This is a genomic window from Pseudomonas sp. MS19, assembly GCF_013277615.1.
Lineage (GTDB): Bacteria > Pseudomonadota > Gammaproteobacteria > Pseudomonadales > Pseudomonadaceae > Aquipseudomonas > Aquipseudomonas marincola.
In genome coordinates this window covers 65,251-88,679 of sequence record NZ_VBTO01000005.1, presented here as the reverse complement: position 1 = coordinate 88,679, position 23,429 = coordinate 65,251, and the positions used below count along the sequence as shown (strand labels likewise).

The following is a 23,429-nucleotide window of genomic DNA, read 5'->3' as shown; positions in this document are numbered from 1 at the left end:
ATCACACCGCTCTGCCGTATAGCTCTTAACCAAAAGCCTTTCCGCTCCAAAGCCCTACGGGGTTTTGTGACGGGGAAAATCTGCTTTTCTGGCGGGGCGAGCGTAGGTCAGGCAAGGCGGATTCGTGGGCGGGGCGCGAAGCTTACTCATGTAAGTGAGCGTTCCGAACGCTAATCCAACGCAGCATGACCAAGCGCAGCCGCCAGAAAACAGATTTTTACCAGCCGAGGGTTTCTTTTAGGAACGGAATTGTCAGCTTGCGCTGGGCTTGAAGGGAAGCATGGTCCAGGCGCTCGAGCAGATCGAACAGCGAGTTCATGCTGCGCTCGCCACGCGTGAGAATGAAGCGCCCTACTTCATCACTCAGGTGCAGCCCTCGGCGCGATGCACGCAACTGCAGAGCGCGCAGCTTGTCTTCATCCGAGAGCCCTTGCAGCTGGAATACCAGCGCCAGAGTCAGGCGGGATTTCAGATCGGGTAGTTTGACAGCCAGTTCACGCGGCGAACTGTTCGCGGCCAGCAGCAACTTGCGGCCACTGTCGCGCAGGCGATTGAACAGATGGAACAGCGCCTCTTCCCAATCCCTACGCCCAACCACACACTCCAGATCATCAAGGCACACCAACTCGCAACGCTCAAGGTTGTCGAGGAGCGACGGGTTGAAGTCATCAACCTGACTGAACGGCAGATACACCGCCAACTCACCACGCTGCTCGAAACGCAGGCATGCAGCCTGGAGCAAGTGGCTACGGCCAACACCGTTATGCCCCCAGAGATAGATAAGACTTTCCGCCCAGCCGGCTTCAGCCTCACAAAGACGCTCGACATAGCCTAGCGCCGCAGCGTTAGCTCCGGGATAGTAGTTGGCAAAGGTGGCGTCATCACGCAGACGCACACCGAGTGGCAGCTGAATTGGGTTCATGCGGGTTTTGGCGGTTCCTCAGAATCGCCAGCAGGCTCTCCATAAAGTAGTCAAAGTTTATAGGCTTCGGAGGGCTGTGTCATTGCTGAATTTTTCAGCTTGATTCAAAGGCTTAGGCTTTGAGAATGGCACCGACCTGAACCAAAATACGCTTGGTTTTCGGCTCAGATTCAACAGTAACTCTGAACCAGCAGCACCTCGAACCGGGGGTGCTGCATACAATGACGACGCGCTGCACTGCGCATCATGACATCCGCTCTGACACCCGCTTTTTCGGCGCAGCAAATGCAGAACTCCGCAAGGGCGCGACGGCCAAGCGTTAGCGGTCAGTACGGAAGCGACTGCTCAACTTGCTTAAACGCTCGGCTAGCTGGCTGAGGTGCCGGCCATCTTCATTGAGTTTTTTCGCATCATCAAGCGTTTGCTCGGCGACTTGCTGCACGCTATGCAGGTGCTGACTGACTTCTGCACTGGTCGCCGCTTGCTCGTGGGTCGCGGCGGCAATCAGCTCGTTCATTTGAGTGATGGCATTGATGTCTTTGGCTACGACGCCGAGCATTTCAGCTGTTGCCTGCGTGTCTGTCACGCAGACGCGCACGTTGTCTCGGCTCTCTTCCATCGCGGCCGCTGCATTGCGACTGCCTTGCTGAAGATCGCTGATGATCTGTTGGATTTCAGCAGTAGACAACGCAGTTTTCTGCGCCAGATTGCGCACCTCGTCAGCCACGACAGCAAACCCACGGCCATGTTCGCCAGCACGGGCAGCCTCAATCGCTGCGTTCAGGGCAAGTAAGTTTGTCTGATCTGCAATTGAGCGAATAACTTCCAGTACCTTACCAATTTGCTCGGACTGTTTGGCCAGCGCTTGGACTTCGACTTCAGTGATGTCGATTTGTGCGGCCAGGTTGTCGATTTTTAAACGCACCTGATTGACCGATTGGCTACCTTCAGCGGCTTGCTGATTAGCATTTTGTGCGGCCGTTGCGGCGCTATCAGCATGTTCAGCAACTTCGTCAATAGCCGTACTCATCTGCAGCATGGCTGAGCTCATGTAGATAATCTCGCCCTGCTGTTGCTCCGCGCCCGTGCTCAAGTGCCCCGTCGCTAGCAGTAGACTATCGCCCATTTTTTTAAGGCTATGCGTATCTTTGATTACTTCACTGACCAACTCCTCAAGCGTACCCAGAAATTGGTTAAAACCCTGGCTGACTTTACCCTGAGCATTGCTGCGATAGCTAAGATCAACCTCATCACTGTTCTCAGTCAATTTTTCGGCAGCTTGCATCAACGCAGCACTTTCAACAGCCTCCGCGTTGGCCTGCACTGCCAGATAAATCAGGATCGAGCTTTCTGCAATCACATACAGCGCATGGAGGAAGATGATTGGCCAACTGCCACTAGTCAAAACGATTACATCAACACCTTGCATTTGCAGGGCAAAAAAACTGATGTGATGCACAGCAATCACCAACGCGGCAACCACAATGGGCAACCAGTCGCGGTAGTACACCAGGAAAGCCAGCAACACAAAGATGCTGAAATGCATTTCCAGCATGCCGCCTGCCTGATTGATGTGCAGGGCTGCCATAACCATGTAGGCGGCGCCCATCGCACAACGCAGCAGGCGCTGACCACTGATCAGCTGGTTCAGTACGCTCATCACAACAGCCGTACTACCGCCGACAAATAAAGCCTGCCCCCAAGTGTCATGCCAAAGAGCGAGGCAGAGCGAGTACACAAACATCAGCCAGAGCACACCTAACATGATGCGATCTGCTTTGCGGAAATGCTGTTGGAGGTATTGGTCGCTGGTGGACATCGCGAGACGCTCAAAAGTGGGTGTTGAATTCAGGGAAGAAGCAATAGTTAATCGCTGCAGGCAGCCTTTAACCTGCGCAGGTTGCTAACACCCCGCAATCGCTATATCGGCAAATTGAATTCATATTTGAGAAGAATTTCACAAAAACGTATCGACTTCCGCCAGTCAGTCGCGCGCCCAATCGCAGAAGCAGCTTACCGCCAGCATGTTACTGGCGCTTACTGGCAATCCAGCACTTAACGCCTCAAGGATGGGCTCTATAAAGCTGTTGCCGGAGGTACAGGTAGCCCCTTCACTGTAGGGTCCAAAATAGGAAAGCTTGCCTGAACTGTCCCATATCGCCACGGCGGGGCTGGCTGGGATTTTGTCACTCCAGGACACGCTGGCTATGTTCTGCACAGCAGATAACGTATCAGGCAGCTGACCCTGACTGCCAGGCGCTCGTACCGCGAAAAAGCTCACACCCTTTGGGCCGAAACGGCTGATCAATTCCGTCAGTTGCTGCTGATTACCGGCATTGCATGGACAGGACGGATCCCAAAAATGCACCAGTCGGATCGAATTCATACCGACCAGTTCATCGGGCAGGTGTAACTGATCGCCGTCAAACAACTCAGCCTGCTCATTGAAGCTGCGCAGATAACGCGCCTCGTACCACCAATAGGCTACCAACATAGAGACGGCCCAGAGCGTAATCAGCAAACAGGCCAGCAGCGTATTACGATTCAAGCGACTCATGGGCAGCATTAAGCCTTGAGAATATTGATTTGAACGATTGGATTCAGCCCTGCCAGTTATTTAACGGGCGATGGATTCGCTAGGGCTGCGGCCTACTTCACTTACCGTTTGCCCTTAAAAAGCCTGTTGTCTGATGTGCTCCAGCCTCCTGCCGGGCACACGCATGCACGGCCTGTCGGAACATCTCATTAGCCGACACTGCCGCGACAGGCCGGCCAAGCATCATGAAGTCTTACCATTCAGCTCGCTCGATCAAGGAGGCATTGTCTCAATAGAGGCAAAGTGCTGAGTCATCGAGTCATTCACCCACTTCTTCAACTCCATAGGCGCGTGAGTGCTTATAAAAGACATGGGCATGGCGTAGCAAAACCATGATAACGGCTGCTGCCGGCAGGGCTAAAAGTACGCCGGTGAAACCAAAGAGCTGGCCACCAGCCATAATTGCGAAAATGACCGCCACCGGATGCAGACCGATACGGTCACCCACCAGCCAAGGTGTGAGCAGCATGCCCTCCAGCATTTGCCCGACAATGAACACGCCCGCGATTGCCAGCAGCGGATAGAGATCAACCCCAAACTGGAATAACCCGGCGGCCATTGCCGCGCTCACGCCGACTGCAACGCCCAGATAAGGCACGATACTGGCAAGACCGGCGAGCAGGCCGATCAGCAAGCCAAGCTCCAGGCCGATGCTCATCAGGCCGATCGCATAGATGGTACCCAGCGCTACCATGACCATTAACTGGCCGCGCAAGAAAGCGCCGAGCACTTCGTGACACTCGCCCATCAAGCCAACTATGCGCTTCTCGCTGGAGCGTGGCAGCATGCCGCGCAGCTTTGCCATCATCACATCCCAGTCACGCAGTAGATAAAAACCTACCACCGGAATCAGGAACAGGTTTGCCAGCCAGGCGACCACCGCCACGCTTGAGGCAGTGACTTTCGACACGATCAGCCCAACGAAATCGGTGGTCTTGCCAAGATTGCCCGACAGCGCCTGCTTCAGTTTGTCGAACTGCCAGAAATCATCGGATAGCCCCATTTTAAGCTGCAACCACGGCAGTGCACTGTGCTGAACCCAGTCAATTATCTCGGGAAGCAGCTCGTAAAGGCGCATTAGCTGCTTGCCCAGAAGCGGAATCAGCACTAAAAGCGCCACCATCGTGACCAGCGTGATCAGCGCAAATACCACAACTACGCCCCAGGTACGGGACATTCCCCAGCGTTCGAACCGGTCGACCAGCGGATCGCCGAGGTAGGCGATAAACATGCCGACGACAAACGGCGACAGGATCGGCAGCAGCAAGTACACCAGCCAAGCCGTCAGTAGCAGCCCAGCCAACCATAGCCAACGTGTTGATTCCTTCATGCAAGCGCCTCAACCGAGTATTAAGAAAAAAGATCATACGACTATAAAAGAAACAAACCGCCAGAGGCTTTCTGGCGGTTTTGGAGAGTCATCACTGAAAACAGTGAATAAGCTGGAAACGACTTACCAACTAAAGCGCAGCACATCGGAGCGCGGCACAATTTGCGGTGCCGGCGCTTCTGGTTGACCCTGTTCAGTGGGATCTTGCGACGGCTCTTGCGTCTCGGGAGCCACTTCGCCCGCAGAGACTTCGCGCAAATTGAGCAGGCCCAGTTGAGCGCGAAGTTGATCGGCATTGGCCTTGACCCGGTAGATCAAACGATCGCCTTCAACCTTGCTCAACGTGGCGTCGAAAGGCTCAAGTGCCTGTTGCAGTTCGGCATAACGTGAAAGATTGGCACCTGATATCTCAACTGTCAGCGAGCTCGAAGCACTGGCAGCCACTGCATAGCGTTTGGCCAGACGCTGACTGACTTCGAGCAGCACAGCATCGCTTAGCGACGCGAGGTCTTGCCCGCTGGCATTGCCCTGCTCACGCTCAGTACCGACCCAAAGGCTCCATTCGGCGCTCCACTTGTCGGCACTTTGCGTCGCGGTCACCGCCAGCAGAGAATCGGCACCGTAGCGCTCGGAGATCGGCTCTAAGGCATCGGGCTGACTGGCCGCGAGGTTTTCAGGCGTTGCCACCAGTTGCTCGCTCAAGTCAGCCAGCGGCATGCGTACCGGCAAACCGCGATGCTGGGCGGACTGGCGAATCGTTTCGGCGCTCTCTATGCCGTCGCCGACCAGGGTATTGCCGTATTCGTCCTGATTGAGCCACCAGATCAGAATCAGCGGACGGTTACTGCCCCACAGCGAGAGGCCGGCCTGACGCAATTCTCGGTCGGTACTGACCGGGTCGAAATCGACCTGCAGGTTGCTGCCCTCATAACCGTAACGGCTGATAATTTGCTGCGGGTCTTTCTGCAGCTCCGCCAGAGCCGGTTTCTGCGCGGCATCGGCCTGGCCGGTCAAGCGCAGAACCAGCGTATCGAAAGCACGACCGATGGCTTCATCGCGCTCGGCAGGCTGCTGGCTACTAACCGGCTCAAGGACCTGATAGAGGTCGGTCACCGTTGCAGCAACACCTGTCAGGCTGAACAGCGAACAACTCAGAAGGAGCAAGCGGGCAGTCAGTCGCATGAATAAGGCTCTCAATTGGCGGGTCACGGGTATCACACCGTAATAGAGGATAGTTGGGAACCCGTGAAAAAGTACTGCGTGGGATGTTGGCCTGCGCCGCAACAAGAGCGGCTCAATCTGCACATTGGCATGGGCATGAATCGCAACCGCCTGCTTTACAATCCGTCGCTCGTGACCTTTTCAAGGACTCCATGATTTTTGGCACTTGGCGCGCCGATAAAACTAAAAACAGTATCTGGGCTGCTGATTGACCCTCACAACGGCTTTTTGTTCGAGTCTGCAGAAGTAACGTTAGCGACTAAAATTAACATTTTGCCCGACGATATGCAGGCTAAAGCTAAAACAACCACTCGCCCGCTGGCAACCATAGCTGCGCGTGGGTGGCCGCTAGGGGGCAAGCCTGATAAAATCGCGCGCCTCGAAGAGCGGTAGCATCTGCTGCCTGAGCTTATCCGTATTTTCCTTTAAAGGCCTGGATCTATGAGCAAGCAACCCTCCATCAGCTACAAGGACGCAGGTGTAGACATCGACGCAGGCGAAGCCCTGGTTGAACGCATCAAAAGTGTCGCCAAGCGCACTGCTCGTCCGGAAGTCATGGGTGGCTTGGGCGGCTTTGGCGCCCTTTGCGAGATCCCGGCTGGCTACAAGCAACCGGTGCTGGTTTCGGGCACTGACGGCGTGGGCACCAAGCTACGCCTGGCACTGAACCTCAACAAGCACGACAGCATTGGCCAGGATCTGGTCGCCATGTGCGTCAACGACTTGGTGGTATGTGGCGCCGAACCTCTGTTTTTCCTCGACTACTACGCCACCGGCAAGCTCAATGTTGACGTTGCCGCGCAAGTAGTTACCGGCATTGGCGCAGGCTGTGAACTGGCGGGTTGCTCGCTGGTTGGCGGCGAAACGGCTGAAATGCCTGGCATGTACGAAGGCGAAGACTACGATCTGGCCGGTTTCTGCGTCGGTGTTGTCGAGAAAGCTGAAATTATCGACGGTTCGAAAGTCGCGACTGGCGATGCGCTGATTGCCCTGCCGTCTTCCGGCCCGCACTCGAACGGCTACTCGCTGATTCGCAAGATCATCGAAGTGGCTGGTGCCGACATCGAAAACATCCAACTCGATGGCAAACCGCTGACTGAACTGCTGATGGCGCCGACGCGCATCTACGTCAAGCAACTGCTCAAACTGATCAAAGACACTGGCGCGGTCAAAGCCATGGCCCACATCACCGGTGGCGGCCTGCTCGACAACATTCCACGCGTTCTGCCGGAAGGTGCTCAGGCAATCATCGATATCGCCAGCTGGAATCGCCCAGCGGTATTCGACTGGCTGCAAGAGCAAGGCAACGTCGACGAGCACGAGATGCACCGCGTACTCAACTGCGGCGTTGGTATGGTCATCTGCGTAGCGCAGGATCAGGTTGAAACCGCACTCAACACCCTGCGCGCTGAAGGCGAGCAACCTTGGGTGATCGGCCAGATCAGCACCGCAGCTGAAGGCGCTGAGCGCGTTGTTCTGAACAACCTGAAAAGTCATTGATGCCAAGTACCTGTAATGTAGTCGTACTGATATCAGGGTCTGGCAGCAACTTGCAGGCCCTGATTGATGACATCCAAACAGGTGACAACCCAGCCCGAATCAGCGCGGTTATCTCCAACCGCGCTGATGCATACGGCCTGGAGCGAGCGAAGGCGGCGGGAATCCCCGCTTTCTCGCTGGATCACCGCCAGTTTGCCGACCGCGAAGCCTTTGACGCCGCCCTGATCGAACTGATCGATCAAAACAGCCCGGATCTACTGGTTCTGGCCGGTTTCATGCGGATACTTACCAGCGGTTTCGTGCGTCACTATCAAGGCCGATTGCTCAACATCCACCCTTCTCTGTTGCCCAAATACAAAGGGTTGCACACGCATCAGCGCGCGCTTGAAGCCGGGGACGGCGAGCACGGCTGCAGCGTTCACTTTGTGACCGAGGAACTCGATGGCGGCCCATTGGTCTTACAATCAGTACTGCTGGTTAATGCCGATGACACTCCGGCCAGCCTTGCAGAGCGTGTACACGTACAAGAGCATGTAATTTACCCGCTTGCAGTTCGTTGGTTTGCACAAGGCCGCTTGCACCTTGGCACGCAAGGGGTAATGCTTGATGATCAGCCACTGCCTGCCAGCGGCCACCAGATTCGAACCTAGGAGACAACATGCGTCGAGCCTTACTGTTCGCCCTCGCACTTTTCAGCACCTCGGTGTTTGCTGGTGAGCTGAAACCTTTCTCTGCCAGCTACACCGCTGACTGGAAGCAGCTGCCTATCAGCGGCTCGGCTGAGCGCAGCCTCAAAACCCGCGATGACGGCACCTGGCAACTCAGCTTCAATGCATCCATGCTGGTGGCCAGCCTGAATGAGGAAAGCACTTTTCGCATGGATGAGGCCGCAATCCAACCGCTGAGATACACCTTCGAGCGCAGCGGCTTGGGTAAAGGCAAGAAAATCGAACAAACCTTCAATTGGGAAGCCAAGCAAATCACCGGCTCAGATCGTGGCGACCCGATCAAACTGCCGCTCAATGCTGGCCTGCTTGATAAGTCGACCTATCAGATCGTCCTGCAAAATGACGTTGCTGAAGGCAAAAAGACCATGAGTTACCAGGTGGTCGACGGCGACGAAGTTGAAACCTATGACTTCCGCGTTCTGGGTCAGGAGCCCGTGAATACCAAGGCTGGCATGATCGACGCGATCAAGGTTGAACGCGTGCGTGACCCGACTCAAAGCAAGCGCAAAACCACCTTGTGGTTTGCCAAAGACTGGGGCTATCTGCTGGTCGCACTCAACCAGGTTGAGAAAGACGGCAAGGAATACCAGATCATGCTGCAAGAAGGCACAGTTGAAGGCAAAACGGTCAAAGGCAAATAATCTTTGGCACATTAAAAAACCGGGCATTGCCCGGTTTTTTAATGCCTGAAACTTGAATCTGAAATGGTGTGATACCCGCAAAAAGCACTATCTGGGTGTTCGGCTAGCGGCGGTGTTTGCCATCATCACCCTTATCAGCGCAATGAAACCGCCCAAAAACGCCCCTAACACTAACCCCAACGTGACGATCAACAGTTTCTTGGGCTTGATCGGTGCAAGCGGCTCGATGGCTGGCTGGTCAACAATGACCAAGTCTTGCAGCAGCAATTCAGGTTTCAATTCAGTTAGGAATGAGATTTCCTCGTTCCACTTAGCCAGCTTCTCCAGGAACAGATCATCATTATCACGCTTTAGCAGCGCCTCAACCTGACGGTTTTCCTTGAGCATCCGCAACTTCATCTCAATCTCACCAATACGCTCCCCGGTAAAATCATCGGATTCACGCAGGCTCAATGCTTCACGCTCAGCGCTAAGGGCTTCTGTACCCATGAAATACAACGGAATCCGTTGATTATTGACTTCGGTGCGGATCGTATTGCCCTGCGACTGATGACTTTCATCGCCCATGGATGAAGGCGTGGCAGGTTTATGTATGCCCAGCTTCTCAGCGATCATGATGGCTTCGCTGAGCTGCTTGATACGATTCTCACGCTTGAGACTTAACTCCTGACGCACGCTTGCCAATTCATCATTCAGATTGGCGCGCATGATGCTGTCAGCCTCCAATAGCTGGGCAACCTTCGACTGCTTGGTTGTTTCATAGCCTTTTCGCGCAGAGACGATTTTACTTTGTAGCTTATTCAGGCGGTTTGCGATCAGCGTATTAATCTCCGAGGCAATGCGCTTACGCACATCGGCGGTTGCAAAGCTGATCATGCCATTGACCACAGCCGGCCCATCCACACCTTGTGGGTAGACAAAACTCAAGCCCACATAGTTGAACAACGAGTCAGGCTTTTTTAAATCCGGTTTAAGTATCGTAAATGCAGTTTTATTCAACTGCTGAAAAGCCTGCTCCAGCGACTCACCTGGCCGCTCAACCGCTTTGAAAAGCCCAGGGTTTTCCTGGAAAAAGGCATAGCGCGTGGAATATGACTCTAGCGCTCCACCAATACGCTTGAGCACTTGATCGCGATCAATTTCATGTACACCGGTGAGATTGAGTTGATCGAAGCTTTTGAGGGGACGCAGCTTTAAGCACACTCTGCGTCTGATAATAAGGCGTGGCTATCTGTACATAAGCAACCGCAGCCAACCCACCCAACCCCATAACACCGAGAATGATCAGGCGTTGTTTCCATAGATCCCGGACCAGGGTGACTAAATCAATTTCATCGTTTTTATATTCAACATCCTGGCCTGCATTAGCACTCATAAAGCTTCCATACAGTAAGTGACGTAGACATCCTGATCTACAAAGCCTGAGGCAGGATCAGCAACCGCTGATACAAGACACTGAGCCGTCGAAACATATAGCTAATACGTTATTCAGCCCGCATTAAAGCTGCTTTTCCGGATGGAAAAATAACTACCATCAGCTTTCAATACTAATGACTGGCAGAGCCACCTTGCGCATAAAATCACTGCCGCAAGCGGTGTCCCCCCTAAAAAAACACCCCGCACGAAATTGAAATTCGTGCGGGGTGTTTTAACCTCAAACGCTGATTTAGCGCAGGGTCACCACATCAGGTCATCCGGGACTTGATAGGCCGCGTACGGATCATCGGCGTCCGGTGCTTCGGTTGGGGTGTTGAGCAGGATGATGCGGTGCGGGTCGCGCTCCTGAATTTTCAGGGCGGCTTCGCGCGGGATCACTTCATAGCCGCCACCATGGGTGACGATAGCCAGCGAGCCGCTGCTGAGCTTGTTGCGCATCAGTTCATTTACCGAAATACGTTTTACCTTTTTGTTATCAACAAAATTGTAATAGTCCTCGGTTGTCAGCTTCGGCAGGCGCGACACTTCGATCAATTGTTTGACCTGCGCGGCCTTGGCCTTCTGCTCGGCCTTTTCTTTCTGCTGGCGACTCAGCTCCTGATCGCGAGCCAGCTTTTCGGCTGCAGCCTGCTGGGCGGCGAGCTGCTGAGTCTGGTCTTTTTCTACCTGACCTTTATGCTCCATGCGCTTTTGCTTTTGCTGCTGTTTGCTGACCTGCTTGGCCTGCTTCTCATTGACCAGACCGGCTTTGAGCAACTGGTCGCGTAGTGATAGAGCCATAACCTTCCCATACTCACAATCATTTGATGCGCAGTGACTCGCCACGCGCACCTGCAAAATTCAACTTAACAAGCGGAGGCAGAACCCAGCTTTTCGAGTTTCTTGGCCTCGCCCCAAAGTGCATCCAACTCTTCCAGATCGCAATTTTCAATGGCACGGCCGGTTTCGCGCAATGCCTGTTCGATGAAACGAAAGCGTCTCTCGAACTTGTTGTTGGCAGCACGCAATGCCGACTCAGGCTCAACTTTAAGGTGTCGGGCCAGGTTGGTCACGACAAAAAGCAAATCGCCTATCTCTTCGGCAATCGCATCCGGATCATTTTCGCTCATTGCCTCCAGTACTTCATCCAGCTCCTCGCGCACCTTATCCACCACAGGCAATGCCTCGGGCCAGTCGAAACCCACCTGCGCCGCGCGCTTTTGCAGTTTAGCTGCGCGGGTTAGCGCAGGCATTGCCGCTGGCACGTCATCGAGCAATGAGAGCTGTTGCGGCTCACTGGCACGCTCGGCGCGCTCCTCGGCCTTGATCTGCTCCCAGCGCTGTTTCACCTCAGCGTCGCTTAACGTCACCAAGCCAGGTGTGGCATACAGATCGCCATCGGGGAACACATGCGGATGACGACGCACCAGCTTGCGGGTAATCGAGTCGACGACATCGGCAAAGCCAAAGCGCCCTTCTTCGCCTGCCAACTGGCAGTAATAAACCACCTGAAACAGCAGATCACCCAACTCGCCGGGCAAGTGCTCGAAGTCAGCCGACTCAATCGCATCTGCGACTTCATAAGCTTCTTCAAGGGTGTGCGGCACAATGCTTGTGTACGACTGCTGCAAATCCCACGGGCAACCATGCTGCGGGTCGCGCAGACGGGCCATGAGGTGAAGCAAGTCAGTTAGTTGATACATCGGTAACTCCGTCATACGGCAAAGGGCTTTCAGCGCGGAAGGTGCGCACTCGGCGGCTGCAATCCGTAGCGCGACAACAAACGAGTCATACGACCGTCGCGCTGGAAACGCTGTAAACCGGCTTCAAAAATATCACGGTAGCGCTTGCTGGACTCCAGGGCCGGCGAAAATGCCAGATAAATGGGCAGCGAACCTGTCCGACAACCGACCTCTTGCAGTTGCTCATCTGCAGCCTTGTGACTGAGGTAATACGCCATGACCCAACTGTTCTCAATCGTGGCATCGATACGGCCCATACGCACTTTATCGACATTGATGGCCAAGGCGTTGTCACCCGAAGCGAGTTGAACCCTGCGCGAGTCTTGCTGATGGCTATGGATATAGCTGTCCAGCTCAGCGCCGTAGCTGTAGCTGTTGATGGCGCCGAACGAAATCGACGCCAATGACTCGACACCGCCATAACGCCAGGCATTGCCGGGGCGGGAGAAAAAGCACATTTGAGAAATGCCGGGGGCGGTTGCGGTGAACACAAAGCCGGGCGCATCTTCAACGCCCGCACCAATCAGCGCATTGAGCTTACCGCGACGCGTGTCATGCACGGCACGGGCCCAGTTGATCACCCGGTATTCGACTTGAATTCCGGATTCGGCAAAAATCTGCTGCGCCAACTCGACAAACAGTCCGGGCTGTTCGGCATCTTCAGGGCAGTTGATCGGACACCAGACGTCACCCGCGATAACCAGTTTCTCCGGGGCCACATCAGCATACGCAGCGCTGCTTAGCAGCAAACCCAACGCCCAGCCGAGGCGAACGGCAGAACGTGTCATCAGCGGTGTTTGTCCATGCTTGGCTCATCCACTCAGTCAAAGGGGCTCGCTGCGCACACGGCCGACCGCGTCCAGCCAACCTTTATACAAGCGTTCACGGTGTTCGAGGCTGATTGTCGAGGCGAAACGCTGCTGACAATTCCAGTGTTCAGCAATTTCTTCCAGGCTGTTGTACACGCCCGCCTGCAAACCTGCCAAATATGCCACGCCCAACGCCGTGGTTTCGGTAACCTGCGGGCGCTCGACAGTCACACCAAGAATATTGGCGAGGAACTGCATCAGCCAATTATTTTCGACCATGCCGCCATCAACACGCAACGCACTTGGCGCAGCGGCGCCGTCCTGACGCATGGCCACAAGCAGATCCAGGGTTTGATAGCAGACCGATTGCAAACCGGCGGTGACAATCTCTTTGATCCCGGTATCACGCGTCAGGCCGAAAATTGCCCCCCGCGCTTTCGGGTCCCAGTACGGCGCGCCCAAACCGGTGAAGGCAGGCACCAGATACACGCCGCACGCATCGCCAGTCTGTTCGGCCAGCGCTTCACTCTCGCGGGCATGACTGATCAGTTTGATTCCGTCGCGCAACCACTGCACGGCTGCGCCCGCGACAAAAATACTGCCCTCGACCGCATAAGTGACCTTGCCATTCAGGCGGTAGCCAACCGTGGTCAGCAATCGATGCTGTGAAGACACGGCCGTGTCGCCGGTGTTCTGAATCATGAAACAGCCGGTACCGTAAGTGCTCTTGATCATGCCCGGTCTGAAGCACGCCTGACCGAACAACGCTGCCTGTTGATCACCGGCAACCCCGTAAACCGGAATGGCGGCGCCGAATAACCCGGCCTCGGTGCTACCAAAATCAGCCGCGCAATCCAGCACTTCCGGGAGCATATTGCGCGGGATATCGAACAATGCCAGCAGGTCTTCGTCCCATTGCTGGGTGTGAATATTGAACAACATGGTGCGCGACGCATTGGTCGCGTCAGTCTTGTGCGACTTGCCGCCTGTGAGATGCCACAGCAGGAAACTGTCCACCGTGCCGAATCGTAACTCGCCGCGTTCTGCCCGCTCACGCGCACCGGGGACGTGCTGCAAAATCCAGCGCAACTTGGTCGCGGAAAAATACGGATCGATCAGCAAACCGGAAGCTGCCGCCACCATGGGTTCATGCCCGGCCTCTTTCAGTTCGGCGCAATAATCCGCCGTGCGCCGGTCTTGCCAGACAATCGCCGGATAGATCGCCTGACCATTTTCAGCGTCCCATACCAACGTCGTTTCACGCTGGTTGGCAATGCCAATGGCAACGATATCCGCCGCCTCAACGCCGCCTTGCGAGAGTGCCTTGCGACAAACATCCAGCGTGGTTTGCCAGAGCGCCTGCGGGTCATGCTCGACCCAGCCATCCTCAGGGAAGTACTGTTTGAACTCCTCCTGAGCACTGGCAACGGCCTTGCCCTGCTTGCTGAAAACAATGGCGCGACTGCTGGTCGTGCCCTGATCGATGGCTAGCAGGTACTCAGGCATGTTCATCCCTTATTGTGATTGTTGCAGCGCCAAACGCGCGTCTTACTCGCGGCCAATACTGGCGAATGCGGCCTGCGTGTATTGCGCGAGAACGGCAGCAGCCAATTCAACCTCAAGCCCACGCCGCCCAGCACTGACATAGATGCTCGGATAATCCTGCGCGGTGTGATCGATGAACGTGCGCAGGCGTTTCTTTTGCCCAAGCGGGCTAATCCCGCCCAGTAAATAACCGGTTGCCCGTTGCGCCGCTTGCGGGTCCGCCATGTCGGCTTTTTTAACACCAGCGGCATGCGCCAAGGCTTTCAAATCTAGGCTACCCGCCACCGGCACGACAGCAACCAGCAACTCGCCCTTTTCACTGGCGGCCAGTAGCGTCTTGAATACCCGCTCCGGCTGCAGGCCAAGTTTTTCAGCTGCCTCAAGCCCATAAGAAGCCGCTTTGGGGTCGTGCTGATAGCTGTGAACCGTGTGCGCGGCCTTGGCCTTTTTCAGGAGATCTATAGCTGGAGTCATGTTCGATTGTGAAAAAGTAAGCTGAAGTATGCTTACATTAGGGTCTGATACGGTTTTAGTGCAAGCCGATATGCAAGCTTCGTGAGGCTGAAATCAGTTTGCAGCCGCCCACAGTGATGCGATCCGAGGGATCATGCGAATGAGTCTGACGCCCCGTCAAAGCGAGATACTCAGGATTACTCAGGCGCAAGGCTACGCCAGCATTGATGAGCTGAGCCAAGCGGTTAGCGTGACCCCGCAAACCATCCGCCGCGACATCAATCACCTGGCCACGCTGGGCCTTTTGCGGCGCACCCACGGCGGCGCGGCCAGTGAAGCCTCAAGTACCGAAAACACGGCGTACACCATGCGCGCCCAGCAGATGCGTGACGAGAAACGTCAGATCGGCGAAGCCCTCGCCGCGCATATTCCCGACCACTGTTCGCTGTTCATCAATATTGGCACCACCACCGAAGCAGTTGCCCGGGCACTACTCAAACACAAGGGCTTGAAAGTCATCACCAACAACCTGCACGTCGCGGCCCTGATGAGCTGCAAGCCGGATTTCGAAGTATTGCTGGCCGGAGGCACGGTGCGCGCAGACGGCGGGGTTGTCGGGCAAGCCACCGTGGATTTCATCCGCCAGTTCAAGGTCGATTACGCCCTGGTTGGTATCAGTGGGATTGATCATGACGGCAGCCTGCTGGACTTCGATTACGAGGAAGTGCGCGCCTCGCAAGCCATTATCAGCAATGCAAGGCAGGTGTATCTGGCTGCCGACTCCAGCAAGTTCGGACGCAACGCGCTGGTGCGCCTCGGCGGGATAGAACTGCTGGACCGGATATTCACCGACGCCAAACCCAATACCGAACTAATGAAACGCCTCAAAGCGCAGAACGTACAGGTTGATTGGTAACCATCTTCTGGTATGTATGGGGTTCTGACGGCTGGCCTGGTTAATCACAGAGGGTTCAACTAGGCTAAGTTCGAAAGTGAACATTTAAAGTTCGATTTCGACCACAGGTGTTGCCATGCTCCCGCATTCTCAGCCTCATCCTCCTTTTGCCGAGGTCTACGATCTGGCGGTAATCGGCGGCGGTATCAATGGCGCCGGCATTGCTGCTGATGCAGCGGGCCGCGGGCTGAGCGTTTTTCTGTGCGAGAAAGACGACCTTGGCGAGCACACCTCCTCGGCCAGCAGCAAACTGATCCACGGCGGCCTGCGCTACCTTGAGCACTACGAATTCCGACTGGTGCGTGAAGCGCTGGCGGAGCGTGAGGTGTTATTGGCCAAGGCGCCACATATCATAAAACCCATGCGCTTCATCTTGCCGCACCGGCCTCACCTGCGGCCCGCATGGATGATTCGCGCCGGTTTGTTTCTGTACGACCATCTGGGCAAGCGAGAGAAACTGGCAGGCTCGAAAGGCCTGCGCTTCGATAGCCAAAGCCCGCTTAAAAACACCATCAAACGCGGTTTTGAATACTCCGATTGTTGGGTCGATGACGCCCGCCTGGTCGTTCTCAACGCCATGGACGCCCACGATCATGGCGCGCATGTGCACACTCAAACCCGTTGCATCAGCGCCCGGCGCACCCGAGGTGTATGGCACATTCACCTGGAACGCAAAGACGGCACGCTGTTTGCGATTCGTGCGCACGCGCTGGTCAATGCCGCCGGCCCCTGGGTTGCGAGCGTGTTGAGTGAAGAACTGAAACAGCAATCGCCTTACGGTATTCGCCTGATCAAGGGCAGCCACATAATTGTCGAGCGCCAGTTCGAGGGTGATCAGGCCTACATCCTGCAAAATGAAGACCGTCGTATCGTCTTCGCCATTCCGTATCTGGGTGCATTCACGATGATCGGCACCACCGATGAGGAATATCACGGTGACGCCAACCATGTGAGCATCAGCTCCAGCGAGACTCAGTATTTACTCGACGTGGTGAATAATCACTTCAAGCGCCAACTAAGCCCGGAGGACATTCTGCACAGCTTCTCCGGCGTGCGGCCGCTGTGCGATGACGAGTCGGATGACCCTTCCGCTGTCACCCGTGACTACACGCTGTCGATATCCGGCAATCCCGGTGAGGCGCCGCTGCTCTCGGTGTTTGGCGGCAAGCTCACGACCTACCGGCGACTCGCCGAATCGGCGCTGGAGTTGCTCGCGCCGTTCTTCCCCAAGGCTGGCCCCGAATGGACCGCCAAGCACCCGCTGCCGGGCGCTGAAAACATCAACGACGCCAACGCGCTGGGTGAGCAATTGCACCGTGAGCACGAATGGCTGCCCATCGCGGTGGCCCAGCGCTGGGCGCACAGTTACGGCAGCCGGAGTTACTCACTGCTGAGTAATACCCAGAACATTCGCGACCTCGGCCAGCATTTTGGTGCGGGGTTGTATCAACGCGAAGTGGACTACTTATGCGAGCACGAATGGGCAATCACCGCGCCAGACATTCTCTGGCGCCGCAGCAAACTGCAACTGTTCATGAGCCCGCAAGAGCAAGCGCAACTGAGCGCCTACCTTGAGGCCAAGCTGGCAGTCGCCGCCGAAAGCGCGCTGATCAGCTAAGGCGTCGCGAACGATGTTTATAGATTGGCCAGGTGATCGTCTTCCATGCGCTGCTCTTGCAGATACGGGAGCACCGCCGACAACAGCGGCGCCTTGAAAGCCTCTTGAAAGCGGTGCGCAAGCCCCGGAATCAGACGCAACTGACTGCCCTTGATATGCGCAGCAACATGCACACCATGCATCACCGGCAGCAGCGGATCGGCAGTGCCGTGCACCACCAACGTCGGCACCTGGAGTTTGTTGAGCATGTCCACGCGGCTCGGCTCGGCCAGAATCGCCAGTATTTGCCGCTCGACACCTTGCGGATTAAACGCCCGGTCGTAAGAAACCTGCGCTTCGTGCAATAACGCCTGACGATCATCAGTCACCGACGGGCTGCCCAAGGCTGCGAGTAAATCCGCCTGCTGCTCCAGCGCGGCCTCGCGATTGGGCGCCTCACGGCGCGCCAGTAATTCGAGCAACTTCGGGCTGGGTGCCGGTAATCCCGCCGCGCCAGTGCTGGTCATTATCAGGGTCAGGCTCTCGACCCGTTGCGGTGCTATATCAGCCAGATGTTGAGCAATCATGCCGCCCATACTCGCACCCAACACATGAAAGCGCTTAACCCCGATGGCATCCATCAGGCCCAGCGCATCGCCGGCCATATCACGCAAACTGTAAGGTGACGCCACTGTCAGGCCCAGGCGATAGCGTAATGCCTCGTAGGCCAGATTAATGTTCGGCGCCGGCTGACCAATCCAGGCACTCAAACCGACATCGCGATTATCAAAACGGATCACCCGAAAGCCTTGTTCACAAAGCGGTTTTACCACTTCATCGGGCCAGTGGATCAACTGCCCACCCAGACCCATGACCAACAGCAGAACCGGATCACGTTCGCGACCAATGCTCTGATAGGCAAGGCGCACATCACCGACATCGACCATCTCGGTCGGCACGCTGGTATTGCAACGGTCTGCTGCCTGAACTGAAAAGCCGCAAAAGAGTGCGACCAGAAAAAATACAACACGCATAAAACACCCGAAACGCAGAACCCCATTAGGACGCGAGTTTGATGTTATTCAGGCGAGCGCGCTGCCACACTTCGATGACACTTTAATGAACCCTGCCCAGCGGTCATCGCTTAAACCGAAAAAACCCGCCCAACCGTTAAACGGCAGGCGGGTTTGGGCTTAAGCGCTCAGCGCCGCCCGCAGTTGCCGGGCAGCGGAGACCATGTTGATCAGCGCAGCTTCGGTTTCGGGCCAGGCGCGGGTTTTAAGGCCGCAGTCCGGGTTTACCCACAGCCGCTCGGCGGGAATGCGTTTCACCGCCTTGCTCATGAGTTTGATCATCTCGCGGCTGTCAGGCACGCGTGGCGAGTGAATGTCATACACGCCGGGGCCAATGTCGTTGGGATAGGCGAACGCCTCGAACGCATCCAGCAACTCCATGTCGGAACGCGAGGTTTCGATGGTGATGACATCCGCGTCCATGGCCGCAATCGACTCGATTACGTCATTGAACTCGCTGTAGCACATGTGGGTGTGAATCTGCGTTTCGTCACGCACACCCGAAGCGCACAGGCGAAATGCCTCGGTGGCCCAATCGAGGTAGCCTTGCCACTCAGCCTTGCGCAGCGGCAAGCCTTCGCGGAAGGCCGCTTCATCGATCTGCACGATACGAATGCCTGCCGCTTCCAGATCGACAACCTCATCGCGAATGGCCAGTGCCAACTGCCTGGCCTGCACTTCACGGCTGACATCCTCGCGCGGGAACGACCACATCAGCATGGTGACCGGGCCAGTGAGCATGCCTTTCATAACCCTGTTGGTGAGCCCTTGGGCGTAGCGAATCCAGTCCACGGTCATCGGCTGCGGACGGCTCAGATCTGCGACAATGATCGCAGGCTTCACGCAGCGCGAGCCGTAGCTTTGCACCCAACCGAAGCGGGTAAATGCATAGCCATCGATTTGCTCGGCAAAGTACTCGACCATGTCGTTGCGCTCGGCTTCACCGTGCACCAGCACATCCAGCCCGAGGTTTTCCTGAATCGTCACGGCGTGGCGGATTTCGCTGTACATGGCCTCTGTGTAGTCACTGCGCGAAAGCTTGCCCTGCTTGAATGCCTGACGCGCCAGGCGAATCGCCGGGGTCTGCGGGAACGAGCCAATGGTTGTGGTCGGGAACGCAGGCAATTGCAAACGGCTGCGCTGCAACTCGATACGCTCGGCAAACGCCGAAGTACGTTGGCTGTCGGCGGCGGTGATGGCAGCGAGGCGCTGATGCACAGCATCCTTATGGATACGCGAGGAACTGGCGCGACTGCGCTGAATCTCGGCGCTGTGCTCAAGCACACGGAGAACTTCAGGCGATTGCGGGTTGTTCAGGGCCTTGGTCAGAACCGCAATCTCTGCGCATTTTTGCACGGCAAACGCCAGCCAGCTTTTCAGCTCATCATCGAGCTGCTCTTCACGGCGCAGATCGACCGGGCTGTGCAGCAACGAGCAAGAGCCAGCCACCCAAAGATTGCCTGCGAAGCGCTGTTCAGCCTGCTGCAATTGCGTCAGGGCAGCCTCAAGGTCACAGCCCCAGACGTTGCGACCGTTAACCACGCCCAGCGACAGCACTTTGTAGGCTGGCAAACGATCGAGCAGCATCGGCAATTGCTCCGATGCGCGCACCAGATCGACGTGCAAGCCATCAACCGGCAAGTTGACTGCCAGGCCGAGGTTGTCTTCAAGGCCGCTGAAGTAGCAGGCCACCAGCTTTTTAAGCGGCGCGTGCTGGATCAGGTTATAGGCGCGTTCGAACGCGTTCTTCCAGTCCTGCGGCAAATCGAGGCCCAGAATCGGCTCGTCGATCTGCACCCACTCCACGCCCTGAGCGGCCAGACGCGTGAGAATTTCACCGTACAGCGGTAACAATCTGTCGAGCAACTCAAGCTTGTCGAATGCCTCTCCCTTGGCCTTGCCCAGCCACAGATACGTTAACGGACCAATGACCACCGGCTTGACCTTGTGGCCCAGCGCATGGGCTTCGTCCACTTCCTCAAACAGCTGCTCCCAACTCAGTTGGAATTGCTGATCGGCAGTGAACTCCGGCACCAGATAGTGATAGTTGGTGTCGAACCATTTAGTCATTTCAAGCGCATGTCCGGCACTGTCATGCTGGCCGCAGCAGCGCTGGCTCACACCACGCGCCATGGCGAACAAGGTGTCGAGGCCCGGCGCGCCCGATTGCGGCTTGAACCGCTCAGGAATAACCCCGAAGCTCAGCGAATGAGTCAGCACCTGGTCGTACCAGGCGAAGTCGCCTACGGGCAGCAGGTCCAACCCGGCGTCTTTTTGCAACTGCCAATGCGCGGCGCGCAATTGTTTGCCGACCAGGCGCAGGCCAGCTTCGTCCAGTTCACCCTTCCAATGGGCCTCCAGGGCTTTTTTTAACTCTCGGTCAGCACCGATGCGCGGAAATCCGAGGGAATGTGACACGGCCATGTTTAAACGCTCCTGTGTAAGTGATGGCGCTATTGTCGACAAGGCTCCATCATGAAACAAACTCAAGATATTCGTTTTCATCTGTAATATTATTCATGATTGAATTAATCTCTATTGCACCACCCGTTCGCTCACCCGCTTTACTGCCGAGGCCACCATGCTTGAATTACGCCACTTGAAAACCCTGCACGCGCTGCGCGAATGCGACAGCCTGGTTGAGGCTGCGGAGCGCTTACACCTCACTCAGTCGGCGCTTTCGCATCAGTTCAAGGAGCTGGAAGAACGCCTCGGCATGCAGCTGTTCGTGCGCAAGACCAAGCCGGTGCGCTTTACCAGCGCCGGTCTGCGTTTACTGCAATTGTCCGACGCGGTGTTGCCCATGCTGCGCAGCGCCGAGCGCGACTTGTCGCGACTGGCCGGCGGCACGGCAGGCCGCCTGCACATGGCGATTGAATGCCACAGTTGCTTTCAGTGGCTGATGCCAACCATCGACCAGTTCCGCGATGCCTGGCCGGAAGTTGAACTGGACCTGGCCTCAGGCTTCTCGTTCGCGCCTTTACCGGCACTGGCCCGTGGCGATCTCGATCTGGTTGTAACGTCCGACCCGCTGGAGTTGGCTGGAATTACCTACGTGCCGCTGTTCACTTACGAGGCCATGCTCGCGGTCGCCAACCAGCATGCGCTGGCGGGCAAGCCGTGCATCAACCCGCAAGACCTTGAGAACGAAACCCTGATCACCTACCCCGTCGAGCGCGACCGGCTGGATATTTTCACCCGCTTTCTGGAGCCAGCAGACGTCGAGCCGGCGCAAGTGCGCACCTCGGAACTAACGGTGATGATGATGCAACTGGTCGCCAGCGGCCGGGGCGTTTGCGGCCTGCCCAATTGGGCCCTGCATGAATACAGTTCACGTGGCTACGTGACGGCCAAACGTCTGGGCGAAAAAGGCCTGTTTGCCACTCTGTACGCCGGAATCCGGACCGACATGCTCGATGCGCCGTTTATGCGCGACTTTCTGCTGACCGCCAAAGACACCTCGTTCTCCAACCTTGAAGGCGTCAGCGTCGCACGTTGATACATGGCGTCTGGCTCGAGGCTGAGCCGATATCTTAATGGCGCGGCCAATGCCGTAAGCCCAACGCGCGCGTGCACTGATGGATGAAGCGAGCGGGCAGCTTGTCTGGGCGGTGAATGCCCGAGCCGAGAATTGAAAAGCGGGTCTGAATCCGTGGATTTGGCTGCGGGCCTTGCTCACCTTGCCCACGGGTCATAAGTGCCAAAGCTCCAGACATGCCCTTCCGGATCGCGGCAAGTGAACCCCCTGCCGCCATAACCTTCATCCTTGATGTCGATAACGATTTCAGCACCCGCGGCCACCGCGCGGCGGTACAGCACATCCGCATCATCCACCAGCAGATACAGGCTTTGCGTGCAACCGCCTGCTTGCTCGGGCGAGCGCATCAGCCGGCCGTATTCCGAGTCCACCGTTGAGCCGAGCATCAGCATGCTGTTGCCCAGCGTGAGTTGTGCATGAGCAATGCCGCCGTGGCGATCGCTGACGACCAGATGCCGGGTAAAACCGAAGTTCTCACACAGCCAGTCGAGCGCAGCGGGGGCATCCCGATAACGTATGCAGGGAATCAAACAGCTCTGTTGCACCATCATTGCCTCCTCGCCCGCCGCAAATGGCTCAACGCAAAACCGCTAATACTCTGCGCTCACTTGCCGCCGGCAGACTCAAGCAGGAGCAGCAGCGACGCCGGGTGTTCACTGCCTGCAACCTGAGGTTGTCTTAACCAGTGTAGTTGCCAGCCGCTGCCGGCCAATAATTGCAGCCAGGATTCGGTTGTTCGGTAATGCCACGGCATGGGCTGCACAAAGCCACCGGCCAGGCTTGCGAATGTCTCAATCTGCCAACCGTCGCTATAGCCCCAAGCTGGCATTGCCGCTTTTGGATGCAAGGTCTGAATCAGCAACTTGCCCTGCTTCGCCGTCAGCCCGTGCAAGGCGTGTAACAAGGGGCCCAATTGTTCTTCGAGCAATGCAAAGTTAGCCACCAGCAGGTCAAACCGGCCTAACTCGGGCATGCCCGCTGCAAGCTCGGCATAACTGCACAGCTGATAACGGTCAGTATTGGGTTCTGCACGGCGCGCCGCCTCGATCAGGGCGGGCGAACCATCGATGCCGACCGCCTCAATGCCTTGCTGGCTCATGGCGCGGCACAGCCAACCCTCGCCGCACCCGATGTCGAGTGCGCGCTGGGGCTGTACTTCGCCAATGGCCTGAACAATTGCTGCATCGGTGGCCAAACGCCGGCTGGCAATGCGTTGCCCGCGCACCGCATCAGTCCACGCCTGCGCGTTGGCTTGCCAGCTCGTCTGCAACTGCAAAGGATAGTGTTCGGGGGGTTGTTTGGGCATTTATCCACCACCCAGTGCCAGGTTATTTTGCAGCTATTATTGGTTCATGGGTTGGCG

General features: G+C 56.5%; 22 protein-coding genes. 6 read left to right on the top strand and 16 right to left on the bottom strand.

The window, feature by feature from the left end:
* Positions 1–217: 217 nt before the first annotated feature.
* The 5 genes from hda to FEZ62_RS02745 all read right to left on the bottom strand — a co-directional run bounded on the left by hda (position 218) and on the right by FEZ62_RS02745 (position 6,030).
* Entirely contained in the window at positions 218–922 is a 705-nt protein-coding gene (hda, locus tag FEZ62_RS02765) for a DnaA regulatory inactivator Hda (RefSeq protein WP_172926749.1), read from the bottom strand.
* Between the two features lie 319 nt (positions 923–1,241).
* A complete protein-coding gene (locus FEZ62_RS02760) occupies positions 1,242–2,741 on the bottom strand; it encodes a methyl-accepting chemotaxis protein (RefSeq protein ID WP_172926748.1) in 1,500 nt (499 codons plus the stop codon).
* A 165-nt stretch (positions 2,742–2,906) separates the two neighbouring features.
* The gene (locus FEZ62_RS02755) at positions 2,907–3,479 is read right to left on the bottom strand and encodes a DUF6436 domain-containing protein (protein ID WP_172926747.1); all 573 of its coding nucleotides are present in this window, start codon (positions 3,477–3,479) and stop codon (positions 2,907–2,909) included.
* Positions 3,480–3,777: 298 nt separating this feature from the next.
* Positions 3,778–4,848: an AI-2E family transporter gene (locus tag FEZ62_RS02750; RefSeq protein ID WP_172926746.1), complete on the bottom strand. Its 1,071-nt coding sequence runs from the start codon at positions 4,846–4,848 to the stop codon at positions 3,778–3,780.
* Positions 4,849–4,971: 123 nt separating this feature from the next.
* Entirely contained in the window at positions 4,972–6,030 is a 1,059-nt protein-coding gene (locus FEZ62_RS02745) for a DUF2066 domain-containing protein (protein WP_172926745.1), read from the bottom strand.
* Positions 6,031–6,510: 480 nt separating this feature from the next.
* Here FEZ62_RS02745 and purM point away from each other — a divergent pair, with 480 nt between their 5' ends.
* Genes purM through FEZ62_RS02730 form a run of 3 tightly spaced genes read left to right on the top strand, consistent with a single transcriptional unit; the run spans position 6,511 to position 8,938 of the window.
* Complete coding sequence (gene purM, locus FEZ62_RS02740; protein WP_069901604.1) at positions 6,511–7,569, top strand: phosphoribosylformylglycinamidine cyclo-ligase; 1,059 nt, start codon at positions 6,511–6,513, stop codon at positions 7,567–7,569.
* Positions 7,569–8,219 carry a phosphoribosylglycinamide formyltransferase gene (gene purN / locus FEZ62_RS02735; RefSeq protein ID WP_172926744.1) on the top strand — a complete coding sequence of 217 codons (651 nt, stop codon included), beginning with the start codon at positions 7,569–7,571 and terminating at the stop codon, positions 8,217–8,219. Before purM ends, purN begins: the two co-directional genes overlap by 1 nt.
* An 8-nt stretch (positions 8,220–8,227) precedes the next feature.
* Positions 8,228–8,938: a DUF3108 domain-containing protein gene (locus FEZ62_RS02730; RefSeq protein WP_172926743.1), complete on the top strand. Its 711-nt coding sequence runs from the start codon at positions 8,228–8,230 to the stop codon at positions 8,936–8,938.
* A gap of 87 nt (positions 8,939–9,025) precedes the next feature.
* Here the strand turns inward: FEZ62_RS02730 and FEZ62_RS20905 are convergent, their stop codons facing one another.
* From FEZ62_RS20905 to ybaK, 7 genes are all read right to left on the bottom strand, one after another.
* Entirely contained in the window at positions 9,026–10,063 is a 1,038-nt protein-coding gene (locus FEZ62_RS20905; protein WP_345940421.1) for a GNVR domain-containing protein, read from the bottom strand.
* Between the two features lie 16 nt (positions 10,064–10,079).
* A complete protein-coding gene (locus FEZ62_RS20680) occupies positions 10,080–10,313 on the bottom strand; it encodes a Wzz/FepE/Etk N-terminal domain-containing protein (protein ID WP_242454867.1) in 234 nt (77 codons plus the stop codon).
* Between the two features lie 302 nt (positions 10,314–10,615).
* Positions 10,616–11,155, bottom strand: a complete 540-nt coding sequence (locus tag FEZ62_RS02720; RefSeq protein ID WP_172926742.1) for a DUF2058 domain-containing protein — start codon at positions 11,153–11,155, stop codon at positions 10,616–10,618.
* Between the two features lie 65 nt (positions 11,156–11,220).
* Positions 11,221–12,057, bottom strand: a complete 837-nt coding sequence (gene mazG, locus FEZ62_RS02715) for a nucleoside triphosphate pyrophosphohydrolase (RefSeq protein ID WP_172926741.1) — start codon at positions 12,055–12,057, stop codon at positions 11,221–11,223.
* Positions 12,058–12,086: 29 nt separating this feature from the next.
* A complete protein-coding gene (locus FEZ62_RS02710; protein WP_172926740.1) occupies positions 12,087–12,884 on the bottom strand; it encodes a transporter substrate-binding domain-containing protein in 798 nt (265 codons plus the stop codon).
* A 36-nt stretch (positions 12,885–12,920) separates the two neighbouring features.
* Complete coding sequence (gene glpK / locus FEZ62_RS02705; protein WP_172926739.1) at positions 12,921–14,411, bottom strand: glycerol kinase GlpK; 1,491 nt, start codon at positions 14,409–14,411, stop codon at positions 12,921–12,923.
* Positions 14,412–14,453: 42 nt separating this feature from the next.
* Positions 14,454–14,924, bottom strand: coding sequence for a Cys-tRNA(Pro) deacylase (gene ybaK / locus FEZ62_RS02700; RefSeq protein WP_172926738.1), 471 nt, complete (start codon positions 14,922–14,924; stop codon positions 14,454–14,456).
* Positions 14,925–15,063: 139 nt separating this feature from the next.
* Between ybaK and FEZ62_RS02695 the strand changes: the two genes are divergently transcribed.
* Together FEZ62_RS02695 and glpD are read left to right on the top strand one after the other, a co-directional pair.
* Positions 15,064–15,819, top strand: a complete 756-nt coding sequence (locus FEZ62_RS02695; protein WP_172926737.1) for a DeoR family transcriptional regulator — start codon at positions 15,064–15,066, stop codon at positions 15,817–15,819.
* Positions 15,820–15,934: 115 nt separating this feature from the next.
* On the top strand, positions 15,935–17,476 hold the full coding sequence (gene glpD / locus FEZ62_RS02690; protein ID WP_172926736.1) for a glycerol-3-phosphate dehydrogenase: 1,542 nt from the start codon (positions 15,935–15,937) through the stop codon (positions 17,474–17,476).
* A 17-nt stretch (positions 17,477–17,493) separates the two neighbouring features.
* On the opposite strand, the gene FEZ62_RS02685 is transcribed toward glpD, so the two are convergent.
* Positions 17,494–18,489 carry an alpha/beta hydrolase gene (locus FEZ62_RS02685; RefSeq protein WP_172926735.1) on the bottom strand — a complete coding sequence of 332 codons (996 nt, stop codon included), beginning with the start codon at positions 18,487–18,489 and terminating at the stop codon, positions 17,494–17,496.
* A gap of 159 nt (positions 18,490–18,648) precedes the next feature.
* On the bottom strand, positions 18,649–20,952 hold the full coding sequence (gene metE / locus FEZ62_RS02680) for a 5-methyltetrahydropteroyltriglutamate--homocysteine S-methyltransferase (RefSeq protein ID WP_172926734.1): 2,304 nt from the start codon (positions 20,950–20,952) through the stop codon (positions 18,649–18,651).
* A 157-nt stretch (positions 20,953–21,109) separates the two neighbouring features.
* Here metE and metR point away from each other — a divergent pair, with 157 nt between their 5' ends.
* On the top strand, positions 21,110–22,027 hold the full coding sequence (metR, locus tag FEZ62_RS02675) for a transcriptional regulator MetR (protein ID WP_090513256.1): 918 nt from the start codon (positions 21,110–21,112) through the stop codon (positions 22,025–22,027).
* A gap of 176 nt (positions 22,028–22,203) precedes the next feature.
* Here the strand turns inward: metR and FEZ62_RS02670 are convergent, their stop codons facing one another.
* Both FEZ62_RS02670 and FEZ62_RS02665 read right to left on the bottom strand, forming a co-directional pair.
* Complete coding sequence (locus tag FEZ62_RS02670; protein ID WP_345940420.1) at positions 22,204–22,611, bottom strand: VOC family protein; 408 nt, start codon at positions 22,609–22,611, stop codon at positions 22,204–22,206.
* Between the two features lie 59 nt (positions 22,612–22,670).
* On the bottom strand, positions 22,671–23,372 hold the full coding sequence (locus FEZ62_RS02665; protein WP_172926732.1) for a methyltransferase domain-containing protein: 702 nt from the start codon (positions 23,370–23,372) through the stop codon (positions 22,671–22,673).
* Between the last annotated feature and the right edge of the window lie 57 nt (positions 23,373–23,429).